Here is a 16,886-nt window from a genome sequence, read left to right as displayed (position 1 = left end):
GCAGGTGCCGCGGCACCTGCTTCACTTCCTTACTCCTCAATCAGCAAACCGAAACTCTTATCCCCAATGGATACCGGCTCCATGCCATCCACCTTCGAGAATCTAACCCCGGCAAGCAGCACATTCTCTTGCAGCACATGATCAAAGCGCTCCAAAGCTTCTTTCAGCGGCAACCCCACATCCAAGACAAGGTTGATCCTCTTTTCAATCGGAAGCTCCAGCTTTTTGCGATAATCCTGTATAACACGGATCACTTCCCGGACAAGTCCCTCTTGTTCCAGTTCCTCCGTTAATGTGGTGTTGAGGGTAACGGTAACCTGATTACCGGAGGCTGATGCGAAGCCTGGTTTTGCCTGCTTGTCTACAAGCAAATCTTCGAGCTCGACACGCAGCTCAGCTCCCTCGATTATCACTGTTAAGAAGCCCTTGTCGATAGCTTGTTTGGTTTCTGCAGCAGACAATTGCTTCAGATAATTTTGCAAAGGACTGACGGCCTTGCCGTACTTTTTCCCTGCTACTTTCAGATTCAACTTCACGTTGAAGTCTACAAAACCACTGTCGCCTTGTTCCAAACGAATTACTTTAACATTCATTTCATCTTTGATGATATCCTCGAACCGGCTCAAGTCAAAATCACCATTCAGTGAAACCATCATCTCGGAAAGCGGCTGACGCGTTTTGATCCCCGTCTCATTCCTCACGTTGCGAGCCAGTTCAACAATTTGCCGAGTCGTTTCCATCTCGCGTTCAAGGGTTAAATCAATGACGGATTGGTTCTCTTGCGGATAATCCGCCAGATGAACGCTTCCGTCTCCGCCTAGATTCCCATAGATATCTTCTGCGATAAGCGGTGCAAATGGTGCGATCATCCGCGCAATCGTCAGCAAGACTTCACGCAGCGTTTGATAAGCGGATACCTTATCAGCGGTCATTTCACTTCCCCAGAAACGGTCACGGGAGCGGCGGATGTACCAGTTGCTAAGCTCATCTACAAAAGCCTCGATTTGCTTTGCAGGGTTCAAGAAATCATTTATTTCCAAGCCTTTGCGCACATTCTGCAAGGTGCTGTTCAGCCGCGAGATGATCCAGCGATCCAACTCATTCTCGGAGGAGAGTTTCGGGTGATCCTCTGGCTTATACTGGTCAATCTCTGCATATAACGCATAAAAAGCATGTGTATTGTTGAGCGTATCCACCAGTTTGGACTTCGCTTCCGCTACGATTTGCTTAGAGAATCGTTTGCTGTTCCATGGAGCGCTGTCCGCAAGCAGAGCCCAGCGAAACGCATCCGTGCCAAACTCATTGATGATATCCCAAGGATCGATACCGTTTCCTTTGCTTTTGGACATCTTTTGCCCATTCTCGTCCAAAACGTGACCTGTAGAAAGCACAGCTTTGTAAGGTGCTTTCCCATTGTACAACGTTGAAACCGCTAGCAAGCTAAAGAACCAGCCTCTCGTTTGATCAATCCCTTCGCAGATCATGTCTGCCGGGTATTGCTCATTGAACAGCGCTTCATCTCCAAAAGGATGATGATACTGTGCGAACGGCATAGAACCGCTATCGAACCAGACATCGATAACCTCAGAGGTTCTGTGCATGACGCCTCCACAAGAGCAGCGAAGCTTCACTTCATCGATATAAGGCTTATGCAGCTCTAAGTTTTCGTCTAGCGGCTGCACCGATTTTCCCTGTAAATCCTTGCGACTTCCAGGAGCATATTCGCACCCGCAATCATCGCATAACCAGACGTTAAGCGGAGTACCCCAATAACGGTTGCGACTGATGTTCCAATCCACAAGTTCCTCCAGAAACTTTCCAAAACGGCCTTCTCGAAGGTGCCCAGGATACCAATCGACTTTGCTGTTATTTTCAATCAATTGCTCTTTGATAGCGGTCGTTTTGATAAACCAGCTTTCCATGGCGTAATACAGCAGCGGTGATTTACAGCGCCAGCAGAAAGGATAACTATGCTCGTACCGCTCTTTGGAAAATAACAGATTGCGCTCGGATAAATACTTCACGATATCCACATCGCAATCTTTGACGAAGCGACCAGCGAAGTCGGTGATCAGGTCGTGGTAACGTCCCGCCAAATTGACCACGTTCACGAAGTCCAACTCGTGCTGGCGAGCAGTGCGATAATCATCCTCGCCATGTGCGGGAGCAATATGAACGATACCCGTACCGCTTGTATCCATAACATAATCTGCGTCTACAACGATATGACCTTTGTTCGGGCTGATATAGCCGAATGGCGGCTCGTAGGAAGTGCCAACGAACTCTGCCCCTTTATGGACAGATAGTATCTCGTAGTCTTGCTTGAACAGCTTCTCCACAAGCTTCTGGGCCACGATATAGACTTCATCTTGATATTTCACCCTAGCATAGTCGATATCGTTGTTCACAGCCAAAGCTACGTTCGCTGGCAGTGTCCAAGGCGTTGTCGTCCATGCCAAAAAGTTCTCATTTCCGCTTTTACTTTTGAATTTCACCGTAGCGCTCAAATCTTTCACATCTTCATAACCTTGCGCGACTTCGTGCGAACTCAATGTCGTTTGGCAATCTGGACAATAAGGACTGACCCGATGCCCTTTGTACAGCAATCCTTTGTTGTGCACTTCCGCTAAAATATGCCAAACGCTCTCGATATACTCGTTCTTCAACGTCACATATGGATCATCCATGTCCGTCCAGTAGGCGATGGCTTCGGTCAATTCCCGCCACTGCTTTTCATATTCAAATACACTGCTTTTGCATTTCTCGACGAACTCGGCTACCCCATACTCTTCAATTTCTTGTTTGCCGGAAATTCCGAGCTGCTTTTGAACGCCAAGCTCAACAGGCAAGCCATGCGTGTCCCAACCCGCCTTGCGGACGACATGGTGTCCCGTCATCGTTTTGTACCGGCAAATGAAATCCTTCACAACACGGCCGAGCACGTGTCCGATATGAGGTGAACCGTTCGCTGTCGGTGGTCCTTCATAGAAGACGAAATTCGGTTTGCCTTTGCGATTCTCAATCGATTTGTGGAAAGTATCGTTCTGTTTCCATTGCTCCAACACACGCAGATCGCGTGTTCTTGCTTTCTCTTTCACGTCAACTTTTCTCATCAGTTACAAACGCTCCTCTATTTTCCTGGTATGAAAAAACAAAAAAATCCCGCCCCGTAAGGGACGAGATTACCTCTCGCGATACCACCCTAGTTCCATAATGATCAATCGTCTTGACCATCACAGCTCCTTATTCTGCGTACGAACATACGCGGCCCTTGTAACGGCGGGATCCCGGGGCAGCTTACTCAATTCCTTCAGCTTTCCTTCTCGGAGAGGATTTTCGACTAATTCCTGCATATTGGCTTTCAGCTCTTGGCCAACTCTCTGGGAAACAAGGTATTAGCTTACTCGTTCTCGTCAACAAATTTAAATCATAGTTGAACATGTAATTCCTTTATTTTTACACCATTTACGCTTCAATGTCAATTAACGATTTGGATACCCGTAGTGAATAGGGCTTTGTGGGGGATTTGAGTATTGCGGCATTGTCTGGGGCTGGCTCTGCATATTCATATAAGATCCATGACCATACTGTTTGTTTTGCTCGTGCGCTTGCATCACACATTCATCCGTAGGTCCAATAATAATCGTTTCGTTATTAAGAGGTTTGAGCACTTTCTTCAAAAGTTCAGGATCCAAACAATACGTATGGGCAAGAACTTCGATCGGCGTTTTGGTAAGAATATCAGACCCGAAAATATACTCCGGATAAGGCGCATCAAAAATCGCCAGCAAGTGGGTATCATCTTCTAAAGCTACTTCCCAATGCCACCAGCCCTGCGGAATATTGCCCACTTGTCCGGGCGTTACCGTGATGTTGGTAATTTCATTATCGAACGGGTTGATCAGAGAAATCATGGCTTTCCCTTGAATACAATAGACAAGTTCAGAAGCATTTTGGTGATAATGCGGCTCAACCACACGCCCTCTGCTCAAGTAAATATCGAGCATAGACACATTGCCAAGCGTATTTAAATTATCCCGCCCTAGGCGATTAATGAAATTTTCCGCATTTCGTGTCATCAAGCGATTCTTGTTAATATCGAAAAAATACTGCACATTAGGGTTCGTGTACACGGTACTAGGCGTAGGTGCAGGCATCCATCTTTCCACTCCACTCCGTTAGTTTATATGCACCCATGATATGCAGCGGAGTTATAATCGTGACAGGAGTCTAGGTGATAATTGCCTCTACCCAGCTGTAACAAGCCAACAGTTCCTCCTCTTTTACCAAATCTGAACGATGTTCAAACATAATTTTCACTTGTTTATTCTCGTGTGTAAGAATGTGCAAATATTCTTCAATAGGAGCCCAACCATCGTTTGAAACTTGATGCCGCATAACAGGAATCCGACTCTCACAATCCACCCTGTCTCTTGCATGATACTCTCATAGGCTTGCGATCTAATTTCACAATTGAAACCTGTCTTTAACCATTCTAGCAACTTCCTCAGGACTTAAATTTGTATTATTAATTCTTATATAGTTTGCCCGCTTGATCTCATCTTCTAGAGAGTTCAATCTGTGATTCTCAGCGGTCATTCTTAGATTTTGTTCCGATTGTTCTACATTTCTTTTCGTTGATTTATGTTCAAGCCTGTGTGGTGATTTATTACGTTCAAGCCTCTTGGATAAATCTGCTTCAAGCTCAACCAAGTAAACCTCACTACCCTTTGATTCAAATATATCGTAAACTTTATCGATAAATTCCCAGTCGGATTGCTGATCAAATGCCCACACATAGGTAAAAATCATTCCGCTCAGATCATTGCTTTTAGACACAGCTTCAAATATTTCTGTCCGAAATAAGTCGACAAGTCTCCATGTTTCTTTACTAAATCCAAAAAAGGGATAGAGCAGGTCAATCGTCATATGATTATGAAAGACTGTCATTCCAGTCACTTTTTCTAGTTCATGTCCTACTGTCATTTTACCAACGGCTTGTGGTCCAAAAATAATTATTAATTTCATAACTCAGCCTCATCTCCATGTCGAACATTAACCTGACAGTAATCCAGAATCTGTAAGCATGCAAGGGAAAGAACTAGTTCATATAACTTTCCTGAAAAAAACGGCTTCGCCGCCAGGAGAGTCAGCCTCTTATTAGCGACAAAGCCTTGTGAGGGAACTATAGTACGTTATTTAGGCAAATAACAGGGATGCGAGGGTCATAGCGGAACTACAGGGTCTTATTTCCACGAAAAGCGATAAAATTCCCGCGGAATAGCAAAATAGCGAACTGTAGTTCCCTCAGCTTCGCGATATGGACACTTTGGGCTGGAATAGCGCCCTGTAGTTCCCTCATGCTCTCGACAATGACACTTTTTGCAAGAATAGCGTCCCACAAACCCGCAATATTTCGTAAAATAAGACCATCACCTTATTCCACTGCCACTTTAACGAATCCCATAATACAGCAAAACATTCCCTGACCCAAACCCTCTGGAGGCAAGAAGCTTTAGATTCATTTTCCCTACGTTGTCAAACAACCCTCTACCCGTACCCAAAACAACTGGAGTGACCACAATCAATAACTCATCAATCAAGCCCGCATCCACAAGCTGCTGAACGATAGTGCCACTGCCAAATACGGTAATATCCGCGCCATCGCCTTGCTTCAAAGCTCTAACTTCTTCCACAAGATTATCTTTGATCAATCTGCTGTTCACCCAAGTTGCTTCTTCCAAGCTGTTGGAAAAGACGACTTTCGTCATCTGATTTAGCTCTTCCGCCAACGCTCGGGCCTGCTCAGGTGCATTAGGGTTCGTCGCTACATTCGGCCAATAACTCACGAACATCTGATAAGTCAACTTGCCAAATAGTAATGTGTCTGCATGCATATATTCATGCGCAGCTTTATCCACTTCCGGATCATGCAGAAACCAATCAATTTCCCCATTAAGTCCAGTAAAAAAACCATCCAGTGATAGTCGATTAAACACGATTACTTTTCTCATAACTGCCTCCTAATGGATACTGTAAAAAAACTCATCCCCGCTGATTAGCATCAGAAGGAATGAGGTTCTATGTGTTTGCAATCTATTTTTAAGCCAAAATCTCTTCGAGCTTCTGAACAACATCAGCCGGCAATACCACACCAGATGCTTTCACGTTTTCTTCCAGCTGCTCAATCCGGGTCGCACCGACAAGCGCGCTTGCTACATTAGGCTGTCTTAGAATCCAGGCAAGTGCCAAGGTAGACAACGAAATACCCAACTCGCTCGCAATGCCAGTCAGCTGCTCAACCTTATCCAAATGAGTATCGGTAAGGAAATTAAAAATCCACGCATTCGCCGAGGAATCATTCGCTCGACTTCCCTCCGGCAGCGGCTGCCCTTTGCGGTATTTGCCCGTCAGCACACCTTGTGCCAGCGGTGAAAAGACGACTTGAGAGACGCCGTTTCGCTCACTCAGCGGAATGATTTCAGACTCAATCGTGCGATTGAACATATTGTATTGCGGCTGATTCACAACAATTCGATCGAGCAAGTAGCGATCCGCCACAGACAGCCCTTCCTGAATTTGCGAAGCAGTCCACTCACTAACGCCAACATACAGAACCTTGCCTTGACGAACCATATCTTCAATCGTGCGCAAAGTTTCATCAACAGGTGTCTCAGGGTCATAGCGGTGGCAATAGAAAATATCGACGTAGTCTGTTTGCAGACGTTTTAAGCTGGCATGAACTTGCTCAAACACATGTTTGCGCGATAGCCCTCTGTCGTTGGGACCTTCGCCCATCGGCCAGAATGCTTTCGTGGCAAGCACATAGGAATCACGGGAATGCGATTTCAAAGCTTTTCCAAGCAAAATCTCAGCCTCGCCTCTGGCATAAACATTCGCTGTATCCAAGAAGTTAATTCCTAAATCAAAAGCCCGCTGTGTCAGCTTGGCAACCGTTTCTTCTGCAACAGAATTACCGTAGGTTAGCCAACTGCCCAGACTGATTTCACTTACTTTTAACCCTGTTCTACCCAATCTCCGGTATTGCATCTGACAACGCCTCTTTCCTTTTTTAGATTAAATCCTCGATTTAAACGCGCGTTCAGTTTATTATATCACTTCGTAGATTCAGAGGAAAACTTCTCCAGAAACGATTGATTTTTTGTCGTTTTCGATTTATACTACATATCAATATTCATACATGATCGTGCCTAGGAAGAGAATCCAACTCGGAGGCGTTATCGCCAAGATATGACTGCTGCTGTAGCTGTCAATCTAAGTTAACCGGCACCGCCCGTTACCGCGGAACCAAGTGGAGAAGCATTCACCGGAATGTTTCTTAAATTGGGTGGCACCGCGAGCAAACGCTCCTCGTCCCAATCGGATGAGGGCGTTTTTTGTCGTTTTTCAAAGTCATATCGTTCGAAAAACCACTAACGGGAGGTAACACGCAATGACGAAACGTTTGTACAATTTTAACCCAGGACCCGCAGCTTTGCCTTTGGAGGTGCTGGAAGAAGCCCAAGCAACCTTCGTGGACTATCAAGGGAATGGCATTTCTTTGCTGGAGATGTCCCATCGCAGCCGCGGAGTTGAAGAACTGAATCACGAGACACAACAGTTGCTGCTGCAATTATTAAATTTGCCAACAAGCGAATATGACGTGCTTTTCATGGGCGGAGGAGCAAGCGCACAATTCGCACTGCTTCCTATGAATTTTCTGCACACAAATCAGACCGCACATTATGTGCTAACCGGCAGCTTCGCCGAAAAGGCCTATAAAGAAGCAACATATATCGGGCAAGCCGCGATTGCAGCAAGCTCCAAAAATCAGAATTGGAGCCATATCCCACTCTTGGATGAGATCCAACTGAGCGGCAATCCCGCCTATCTTCATCTCACCCTAAACAACACAATTGAAGGCTCCCGCTTCAATTCGATTCCGAATGTCGGAAGCACGCCACTCGTTGCCGATATGACTAGTGACATTTTGAGCCGAAAACTTGATCTTCAGCCTTTTTCCATGATCTATGCCGGTGCTCAAAAAAATCTGGGACCTGCCGGAGTCACAGTAGCCATTCTACGCAAAGATTGGCTGCTGCAAGGCTCCAAGTTGATCCCAGAAATTATGCGTTATGAAACATTTGCCAAACACCAATCGCTGTTCAACACACCACCGGTGCATGCCATTTATATGATGAATCTTATGCTGAAATGGGTTCTGCAACAAGGCGGTGTTGCGGCACTCGAACAACAGAATGCAGGCAAAGCCAAGTTGGTTTACGATGTGATCGATAACAGCAATGGCTTTTACAAAGGAATCATTGCACATAAGGATCGATCTGATATGAATATCACATGGCGCATGGCAGATGAAGCTTTAGAGAAAGCCTTTATTCAAGAATCATTGGCACACGGTTTCGAAGGCTTGGCAGGCCACCGCAGTGTCGGCGGCTTGCGAGCATCGGCCTACAATGCCGTGCCGGTGGAGGCTTGCCAAGCATTAGCCGAATTAATGATTGCTTTTGCTCAAAAACAAGGCTGAATCTTCCTACTGCAAGCGATATTTGGCCAAAGCCTCAAGCAGTTCATTCGATAACTGGTTAAGCATGTCAGAAGATGCTGCAACTTCCCGTGTTGAGGCAACTTGCTGCATTAAAGAGGCTTTTACATTCTGTGTATGCGCTGTTGCTTTCTTCGAGATGTGGACGCTATCTTCCATGGAAGCTGACACCTGCTCTGTACTCGCAGAAATTTGTTCGGAAGCGGCAGAGACTTCCTGAATCTGTTCCGCTACACGATCAACTGATTTCAATATCGAGTCAAAGGTTGTGCCTACCCGTGTTAACATAGCACCGCCTTTCTCAACCTCAATAATCTCGGCCTGTGCTTTGCTAGCCACTTCCTTGGAACTGAATTGAACGCTTGCAATCATGTGAGCGATTTGTTTGACAGATTCCGAGGATTGGTCAGCAAGCTTTCTGACCTCCGTCGCCACGACCTGGAAGCCCCGCCCATGCTCACCGGCACGTGCAGCTTCAATCGAAGCATTCAGCGCGAGCAGCCTCGTTTGTTCCGAAATATCTCGGATCACTTCCAAAATCCGGTCAATATGTCTCGCCGTTTCGACCAAATGGGCAAGCGTTGCCGATGTTTCGGTAACTTTTATTTTAATCGCATCCATTTGTTCAATGGCTTGGTTGACTCCTATATATCCTTGTCTAGCTTCATCTGCGGCTTCTGTTGCTGCCTCTGCAACCAGAGATGACGTTTCGGCAATACGCTGGATACCGGAGGAAACTTCGCTCATGGCCGTCGATGTCTCTTCAGCAGCTTGCACCAAGACTTCCGATCCCGCGGCGACTTCTACCATAATCGTTGATATCTCTTGGGAACCTCGGGTTGTGTCCTGTACAGACACTTTAAGATGCTCGGAGGAAGCATAAGCTCGTTCGACTACCACTCTGCTTTGCCCCACCACCTCCATGAAACTATCCGCCAAATTATTAAAAGCCATAATAACTTGCTGAAATTCATCCTTCGTTTCGGCCTTCACCCTTACCGTCAGATCACCTTCCACAAGCTTAATTGATGCTTTGCCCAGCTCATCTATCCCTCTCTTCACAGCCAGATAGAAGGCAGCAAATAAATAGGCAACACAGACAAGCATCGCCAGGATGATAACCGTAATCACAACCATATTCCGCATATGAATATGGACTCTTTGCTGCAATTGGTTGTTCAGAAGCTCCCTCTGGCTCTGGTAAAGTTGAATGCCCGCTTGTTTAGCTTCCTGACTGGCGTCAAGCATTGCTTTGGGGGTGATCTGAATGACCCCGGCATTCACCATTTTTTCATTGAGGATGTCTACAATCACGCTGGCTGCAGAACGATTCTTGTCCAGAAGCTCTCCCATTTGAACGCTTAGTTCCGGATTCTTCTTCTGTATCGTCTCAGTCGTGCTGGTGATACGGGCAAGCAGTGCTTCTATATCTCCGCTCAAACGGATTAGATCTTCTTGTTCCTGCGGATTTTTAATTTGTCCACGTACAGCAACTTCTTTCCCGATCAGCTCGACTTTCTCCAGCTTCGTCCAGTAATCTGGAAACAGATCTACGGTAAGATCGATGAGATAATGACTGACAAGCTCAGGATCAAGAGCCAAATTCGCAGACTGACTGACTTCCTCCATAAGCAGCATCACATGCTGTTCCATTCCCTCATGTTGTATTTCATAAAAGTTCTGACTGATAGCTTCACTCCCGCTCGTCAGCGATGTCCATTGATCCGTTAATTCCTTAAAAATCTTTTCATCGATCTGGAGAGCATTCGCCATCCCATTCTCTTGTTTCATGGCAGATAAAATACGATCGGTTCTTTCTTTAATCACAGAACTAGGTTCGCTGTTCGCCGGCGGCCCGCCATTTGCCCCCTGGCCAAGACTTCGACTATAGGTATCCATAGCGATCATCAATTCACCCAAATAACCCTGATACGCAATACCGCGCATCTCCCGCTTGACCGTCCGAATGTCTTGGGTAACGCTCATAAATAATTGAACCGTCAGAATGAGAATCGGCACAACAAAAACCCCGCCAATGACGAAGAACTTCTGCGGATAACGCAGCTTGTTCATCATCGAAATGGCGGGTTTAAAAGCATGTGAGCCTCTCCAAGCGCGAAGTCTATCGAACTTTTCCATGTGATCTCATCACCTTTGTCAGTTATTCTAACATGAACAATTATCGAGATCATTGTACTATAGAATTGACAATTTCGGACAAATTTCGCATTAGATTAAATCACTTGCACAAAGAATTGAGAAAAATATGTCAAAATATCTAACACAAAACGAATTTCCGCATATAAATAAAAGAGTCCCGTAGAGCGGCCTAGGCCAAACTCTCGGGACTTTTTATCTAAAGGTAGTAGAAACCAGGGAATAACGTTAAGTTACTTATTTACCCAATTGGTGAATCGGGTGTCCAAGGGCACCTTCTGCTGCATCCATAATCATTTCAGTCAAGGTAGGATGTGCATGAATGGTAAGCGCAATGTCTTCCAGATTAGCGCCCATCTCAACCGCAAGAGCAAGCTCTCCGATCAAGTTCGAAGCTTCTGGACCAACGATTTGACCACCAAGCAGTTGGCCTGTTTCTTTGTCGCCGACAAGCTTCACAAAGCCTTGACCTGCGTTCAAAGAGTTGGCGCGGCCGTTAGCTGCATAAGGGAACTTGCCGATTGTTACATTGATTCCTTGTGCTTTGGCTTCCGTTTCACTCAGTCCTACTCCGGCAATTTCCGGATCTGAGAATACAACAGCTGGCATAGCTTTGTAATCTACGATACTGGAGTGGCCTGCAATAGCTTCAGCAGCGACTTTAGCTTCATAAGAAGCTTTGTGTGCCAAGGAAAGACCTGGTACAACATCTCCGATAGCAAAGATATGAGGAATGCTTGTTCTGCCTTGGTTATCAACTTCGATCAGTCCACGGTCCGTCAATTTCAAGTTAATAAGATCAAGACCAAGCTCGCCATCTGTATTTGGACGGCGACCAACCGTTACGAGCACATAATCCGCTGTCACTTGTTTCTCTTCACCTTTGACAGTGAAAGTAACCGTTACATCGTTGTCTGTTTTCGTGCACGATTGCGCTAACGCTTCAGTATGAACCTCAACGCCAACTTTCTCCAGGTTGCGGGCAACAAGCTTCGTCAATTCTTTCTCGAAGCCTGGAAGCACATGGTCAGAACCTTCAAGAACAGTGACTTTCGTACCGAATTTCGCGTACGTTTGGCCAAGCTCGATTCCGATGTAGCCGCCGCCGATAACGACCATGCTTTTCGGAATTTCAGGCAAGTTCAGCGCCTCGGTGGAAGAAATAATTCTTCCGCCGTAAGGGAACGCCTTAAGCTCAATCGGACGGGAACCCGTCGCGATAATACAGTGCTTGAAGCGGTAACGAGGAGCTTCTGCGTCATTGAACACACGCGCTTCGTGCTCATTGATGAACATCACTTCGCCTTGGAACGTTTGGATCTTGTTGCCTTTGAGCAGCGCGCTAACGCCGCCTGTTTGCTTAGCAACGATACTGTTTTTCCACGCTTGCACTTTCGCGAAGTCAACCTTCACGTTGTCCACGGAAATCCCCATGCTATCCGCATGCTGGGCATGCTCGTAGGTGTGAGCCGCAGAGATCAAAGCTTTGGAAGGGATACAGCCGCGGTTCAAACATACGCCGCCCCAATCCGATTTATCAACAATCAGAACACTTTGTCCAAGCTGAGCAGCGCGAATTGCCGCTACGTAACCGCCTGGGCCAGCACCGATGACCAACAAGTCAATATCTAAAGAAGCATCTCCTACTACCATGCTGTTACACCTCCAAGACGAGAAGCTCTGGATCAGCCAGAAGCTGTTTGATGTAGTTCAAGAAGCTTTGTGCTGTCGCTCCATCCACGATACGGTGGTCGAAGCTCAAGGAAAGCGCCATAACCGATGCGGCAACGATTTGACCGTTTTTCACAACAGGCTTTTCAGTGATACGCCCAGCGCCCAGGATCGCAACTTCAGGGAAGTTGATAACTGGCGTGAAGAACATACCGCCTACAGAACCAATGTTCGTAATGGAGATCGTGCCGCCTTTCATCTCGTTCGGAGACAATTTGCCTTCGCGTCCGCGAACTGCCAAATCTTTGATGGAAGAGGCGATGGACCATACGTTTTTGCGGTCAGCATCATGGATGACAGGAACGAGCAAGCCATTCTCTGTATCCGTTGCGATACCGATGTTGTAGTACTTTTTGTAGACGATTTCTTGCTTCTCTTCGTCGATCATGGCGTTCATAACCGGGAATTGACGGCAAGCGGCGACCAAGGCTTTCACGATGAAAGGCAGGTAAGTCAACTTCACGCCTTTTTTCTCGGCAAGCGGCTTCGTGCGCTCACGCAGAGCGACTAATGCGCTCACGTCGATTTCGTCCATCAGTGTCACATGCGGTGCAGTGTACACGGATTTCACCATAGCGTTCGCGATGATTTTGCGGATTCCTTTGAATGGAATCCGCTCTTCGACGCGATCGCCCACGACAACCTGCTGCGGAGCCGCCGCAGGTGCCGCTGCACCAGCTGCTGCTACGGCAGCTGTATCAGCTTCCGGAGCTGCGGCTGCGCCCGCTCCGCTGAAGCCAAGCACGTCCTCGCGTGTTACGCGGCCGTGCTTCCCTGTAGGCGTCACCTCTGCGAGTGTGATGCCTTTTTCTCTTGCAAGCTTGCGGATGCTAGGCGTCGCAAGCACTTCGCGGCCCGCGCTCGGCGCGGCCGCAGGTGCTGGAGCAGCTGCCGCAGGCGCTGCTGTAGGAGCCGGTGCTGCCGCCGCTGGGGCAGCAGGAGCCGCTGCAGGCGCAGCGTGGCTGTCGCTCTTGTGATGCATGGATTCCGCAGGCATCTCACCTGTCACTTCAATCGTCATCACAAGCTCGCCGATGTTGCACACTTGTCCTTCTTTTACGGAAACAGCAACGACTTTCCCTTCAACCGGACAAGGTACTTCGACAACCGCTTTGTCGTTTTGTACTTCCATAAGGATCGTCTCGTCTGTTACGGTGTCACCCGCTTTAACCAACAGTTTGACGATCTCGCCTTCATGTATGCCTTCACCAAGCTCTGGGAACTTGTATTCAAACAATGCCACGTGCACTACCTCCTATTACCTTCGACTGTGATTAGAATTCGAGTACTTGATTAATCCCTGCAATGACACTTGCTGGACTAGGCAACCAAGCGTCTTCGATTTGAGCGAACGGATAGACGGTATCTGGCGGAGAAATACGCAGAACCGGAGCTTCCAGGTGTAGAATAGCCTTTTCATTAATTTGTGCAATAACTTCTGCTGCAACACCGGAAGTTTTTTGAGCTTCTTGCACGATAATCGCACGATTCGTTTTCTTAATGGAAGTAACAATCGTATCGATATCAAGCGGAAGCAGCGTACGAAGATCGATCACTTCGACTTTCACGCCTTGTGTTTTTTCGATTTCTTCTGCAGCTTTCACAGAAGTGTGGACCATAGCACCGTAAGTGATAATCGTAACGTCAGAGCCTTCGCGAACGACATTCGCTTTCCCCAGCTCAACCGTGTACTCGCCTTCTGGTACTTCTGCGCGGAATGCGCGGTATAAGTTCAGATGCTCCATGAAGAAGACAGGGTCATTATCGCGAATAGCCGCGATAAGCAGTCCTTTGGCATCATATGGGTTGGAAGGTACAACAACTTTAATCCCAGGCGTTTGAACTAATAAGCCTTCAAGTGCATCCGTATGCAGCTCAGCCGCTTTTACGCCACCGCCAAAAGGTGTACGGAAAACGATCGGTGAGTTATAACGTCCACCGGAACGGTAACGCATACGAGCAGCTTGTACGCAAATTTGGTCAAGAGCTTCATAGATAAAACCGACGAATTGAATTTCTGCGATCGGGCGGAAGCCTTGAACACCAAGACCAACCGCGAGTCCGCCGATAGCGGACTCAGCAAGCGGTGTATCAAATACGCGGTCTTCGCCGAATTCTTTTTGCAAACCTTCTGTCGCACGGAACACGCCACCAACATGGCCAACGTCTTCACCGAACAAAATTACATTTGGATCTCTTTCCAATTCAACGCGCATAGCGTCTTTTATCGCTTGAATCATCGTCATTTGTGCCATGACTTCTCCGTGCCTCCTAATTGTTTTCGTGAGAAAACTTGCATCGTAAGCTGATTATTTATTTATACGCTTGCTTCTGTTCTTCGAGATGTGATGGTGTTACTTCGAACATGGAATCAATTAAGCCGGAGACTGTCATTTTCTCAGTTTCTTCCGCTTTTTTAATATGCTCGGCAACGGTTGCTTTCGCTTCTTCTTTTACTTGGGCTTCTATTTCTTCGTTCCATAGACCTTTTTTGGTCAAGAACAAACGCATGCGCGTAAGCGGATCTCTCGGCTCCCAATCGGACTCTTCATCTTTGGTACGATATTTCGTCGTATCATCAGCCAAGGAATGCGGACGGTAACGGTATGTCAATGCTTCGATTAACGTAGCGCCTTCGCCTCTGCGTCCTCTTTCAGCAGCTTCCGTTACAGCTTGAACAACAGCCAATACGTCCATGCCGTCAACTTGAACGCCTTTGATACCGGCAGCAAGTGCTTTATGGGCAACAGAAAGTGCTCCTGTTTGTTTGGAATAAGGAGTTGTGATGGCATAACCGTTATTTTGCACAAAATAAATGACAGGCAATTTGAACGCGCCTGCAAAGTTCATGCCTTCATAGAAGTCGCCCTCGGAACTACCGCCGTCACCCGTATACGTGATCGCTACACGCGGTTGGTTACGCTTTTTGAATGCCATGGCTACACCAGTAGCATGCAAAATTTGTGCGCCGATAATGATTTGCGGCATTAAGACGTGCACGTCTTGCGGAATTTGACCGCCATGTTGATGACCGCGGGAATATAGGAATGCTTGGTAAAGCGGAAGTCCGTGCCATACGAGCTGCGGCATATCGCGGTAACCTGGGCAAATAAAATCATCTTTATTTAAAGCAAATTCACTACCGATCATGGAAGCTTCTTGTCCGGATACCGGTGCGTAGAAACCAAGACGTCCTTGACGACCGAGATTGACAGCTCTTTCGTCCCATACACGAGTGAATACCATTCTTCTCATTAATTCTTTTAATTGGTCATCGCTAAGATTAGGCATTTTGTCGGAATTAACAATTGTGCCGTCTGGAGCCAGAACTTGTAAAGGCTCAACCTTTTCTGTGGTCACTTCATAATTTGCTTGGCTGACAAGTGGCTTACTCATACCATTTCACCTCTTATATGATTTTGATGCCTGCTAGCTACACTTCTGTTATAGTATTATTATAAACCTGTTTTCGTGAATTGTACACCAGTATCCTTGTGGTATATGACCTTTATTCAGAGAATTGAATAGTACAGTTTCGGAAAATATATAATACAGTTAACACAAAATTTACAACTGCTATAATACACCTTACCCTTTTCCAAATAAACTTACGCTCTAATCCCCAAAAATACCCAAGCGCATTTCAAAGGAGCCTACACATGTCAGATGATTCTCGCTTTTATAAACGGACCATTATCAAAGATGAACTATCCTCGATTCATCTTCAAGAAAATCGTTCACTTCGCATCTATTTGCCTCCTGGTTACAACGAACTGCTGTCCTACCCTGTCATTTACTGCCAAGACGGTGAACAGTTCTTTAATTTCGGGCGAATTGCCACGACCCTCACGCGCTGCATCTTAGATGAAGATCTGGAGCCCACCATCGTGGTCGGCGTGGATGTGAATAATGTCAACCGAACTTCCGAATATGCGCCTGAAGGAGACCGTCATGATGCCTATTGCCGCTTTTTCGCAGAGGAGCTCCTCCCTTATGTAGAAAGCCGTTATCCTGTCCGTACCGAACGAACAGAACGTATTGTTGCAGGAGACTCACTGGGAGGGACTGTATCCTTGCATCTCGCCTTAGATTATCCTAGCCTTTTTTGCCGCGTTATATCCTTATCAGGCGCATTTTTTGACATCACGCGAGAACGGATCAAAGCTGAGGATGATTTATCTTGGCTAGAGGTGTACATGTTGATAGGATTGGATGAAACGGATGTAAAGACGGAGCGTGGCACTTTTGATTTTGTCCGCGAAAACCGGTTAGCCAAAGAGGAAATGGACACCAAGGATGTCAAACTTCATTATATTGAGAAACCAGGCAAGCATCTGTGGGGATTTTGGCAGGGGGAGCTGGACGCAGCGCTGCATTATTTCCTTGCTTAAATAAAACGGTCCAATCCTCAACAGAGAGATTGGGCCGTTTTGTT

The 16,886-nt window shown here is 46.7% G+C and carries 12 protein-coding genes and 1 other annotated feature; of the genes, 2 read left to right on the top strand and 10 right to left on the bottom strand.

The features are described from left to right. Positions 1–29 precede the first annotated feature (29 nt). The 5 genes from ileS to LOZ80_RS02285 form a co-directional block, all read right to left on the bottom strand. Positions 30–3,113 carry an isoleucine--tRNA ligase gene (gene ileS / locus LOZ80_RS02305; protein ID WP_238169909.1) on the bottom strand — a complete coding sequence of 1,028 codons (3,084 nt, stop codon included), beginning with the start codon at positions 3,111–3,113 and terminating at the stop codon, positions 30–32. Between the two features lie 56 nt (positions 3,114–3,169). Then, positions 3,170–3,426 (bottom strand) — a binding site (T-box leader). Between the two features lie 56 nt (positions 3,427–3,482). Further along, positions 3,483–4,157: a cupin domain-containing protein gene (locus LOZ80_RS02300; protein WP_238169908.1), complete on the bottom strand. Its 675-nt coding sequence runs from the start codon at positions 4,155–4,157 to the stop codon at positions 3,483–3,485. 310 nt (positions 4,158–4,467) lie between these two features. Continuing rightward, positions 4,468–5,028, bottom strand: coding sequence for an AAA family ATPase (locus tag LOZ80_RS02295; RefSeq protein ID WP_238169907.1), 561 nt, complete (start codon positions 5,026–5,028; stop codon positions 4,468–4,470). Between the two features lie 425 nt (positions 5,029–5,453). Next, complete coding sequence (locus LOZ80_RS02290; protein WP_238169906.1) at positions 5,454–6,014, bottom strand: dihydrofolate reductase family protein; 561 nt, start codon at positions 6,012–6,014, stop codon at positions 5,454–5,456. A gap of 88 nt (positions 6,015–6,102) precedes the next feature. Next, on the bottom strand, positions 6,103–7,050 hold the full coding sequence (locus tag LOZ80_RS02285) for an aldo/keto reductase family protein (protein ID WP_238169905.1): 948 nt from the start codon (positions 7,048–7,050) through the stop codon (positions 6,103–6,105). A gap of 403 nt (positions 7,051–7,453) precedes the next feature. On the opposite strand from LOZ80_RS02285, the gene serC reads away from it, so the two are divergent. Continuing rightward, complete coding sequence (serC, locus tag LOZ80_RS02280) at positions 7,454–8,545, top strand: 3-phosphoserine/phosphohydroxythreonine transaminase (protein ID WP_238169904.1); 1,092 nt, start codon at positions 7,454–7,456, stop codon at positions 8,543–8,545. Positions 8,546–8,551: 6 nt separating this feature from the next. On the opposite strand, the gene LOZ80_RS02275 is transcribed toward serC, so the two are convergent. From LOZ80_RS02275 to pdhA, 5 genes are all read right to left on the bottom strand, one after another. Next, positions 8,552–10,702 (bottom strand): methyl-accepting chemotaxis protein, encoded by a 2,151-nt coding sequence (locus LOZ80_RS02275; RefSeq protein WP_238169903.1) that lies wholly within the window; start codon positions 10,700–10,702, stop codon positions 8,552–8,554. Between the two features lie 255 nt (positions 10,703–10,957). Then, a complete protein-coding gene (lpdA, locus tag LOZ80_RS02270) occupies positions 10,958–12,373 on the bottom strand; it encodes a dihydrolipoyl dehydrogenase (protein WP_238169902.1) in 1,416 nt (471 codons plus the stop codon). Between the two features lie 4 nt (positions 12,374–12,377). Beyond that, complete coding sequence (locus LOZ80_RS02265) at positions 12,378–13,694, bottom strand: dihydrolipoamide acetyltransferase family protein (protein ID WP_238169901.1); 1,317 nt, start codon at positions 13,692–13,694, stop codon at positions 12,378–12,380. Between the two features lie 31 nt (positions 13,695–13,725). Further along, on the bottom strand, positions 13,726–14,706 hold the full coding sequence (locus tag LOZ80_RS02260) for an alpha-ketoacid dehydrogenase subunit beta (RefSeq protein WP_238169900.1): 981 nt from the start codon (positions 14,704–14,706) through the stop codon (positions 13,726–13,728). A gap of 58 nt (positions 14,707–14,764) precedes the next feature. Beyond that, the gene (gene pdhA, locus LOZ80_RS02255) at positions 14,765–15,847 is read right to left on the bottom strand and encodes a pyruvate dehydrogenase (acetyl-transferring) E1 component subunit alpha (protein ID WP_238169899.1); all 1,083 of its coding nucleotides are present in this window, start codon (positions 15,845–15,847) and stop codon (positions 14,765–14,767) included. A 263-nt stretch (positions 15,848–16,110) separates the two neighbouring features. Here pdhA and LOZ80_RS02250 point away from each other — a divergent pair, with 263 nt between their 5' ends. Beyond that, positions 16,111–16,842: an alpha/beta hydrolase gene (locus tag LOZ80_RS02250; RefSeq protein ID WP_238169898.1), complete on the top strand. Its 732-nt coding sequence runs from the start codon at positions 16,111–16,113 to the stop codon at positions 16,840–16,842. Positions 16,843–16,886 lie beyond the last annotated feature (44 nt).

It is taken from the genome of Paenibacillus sp. HWE-109, from assembly GCF_022163125.1.
Taxonomy (GTDB): Bacteria; Bacillota; Bacilli; order Paenibacillales; family NBRC-103111; genus Paenibacillus_E.
This window is presented reverse-complemented; position numbering and strand designations above follow the sequence as displayed.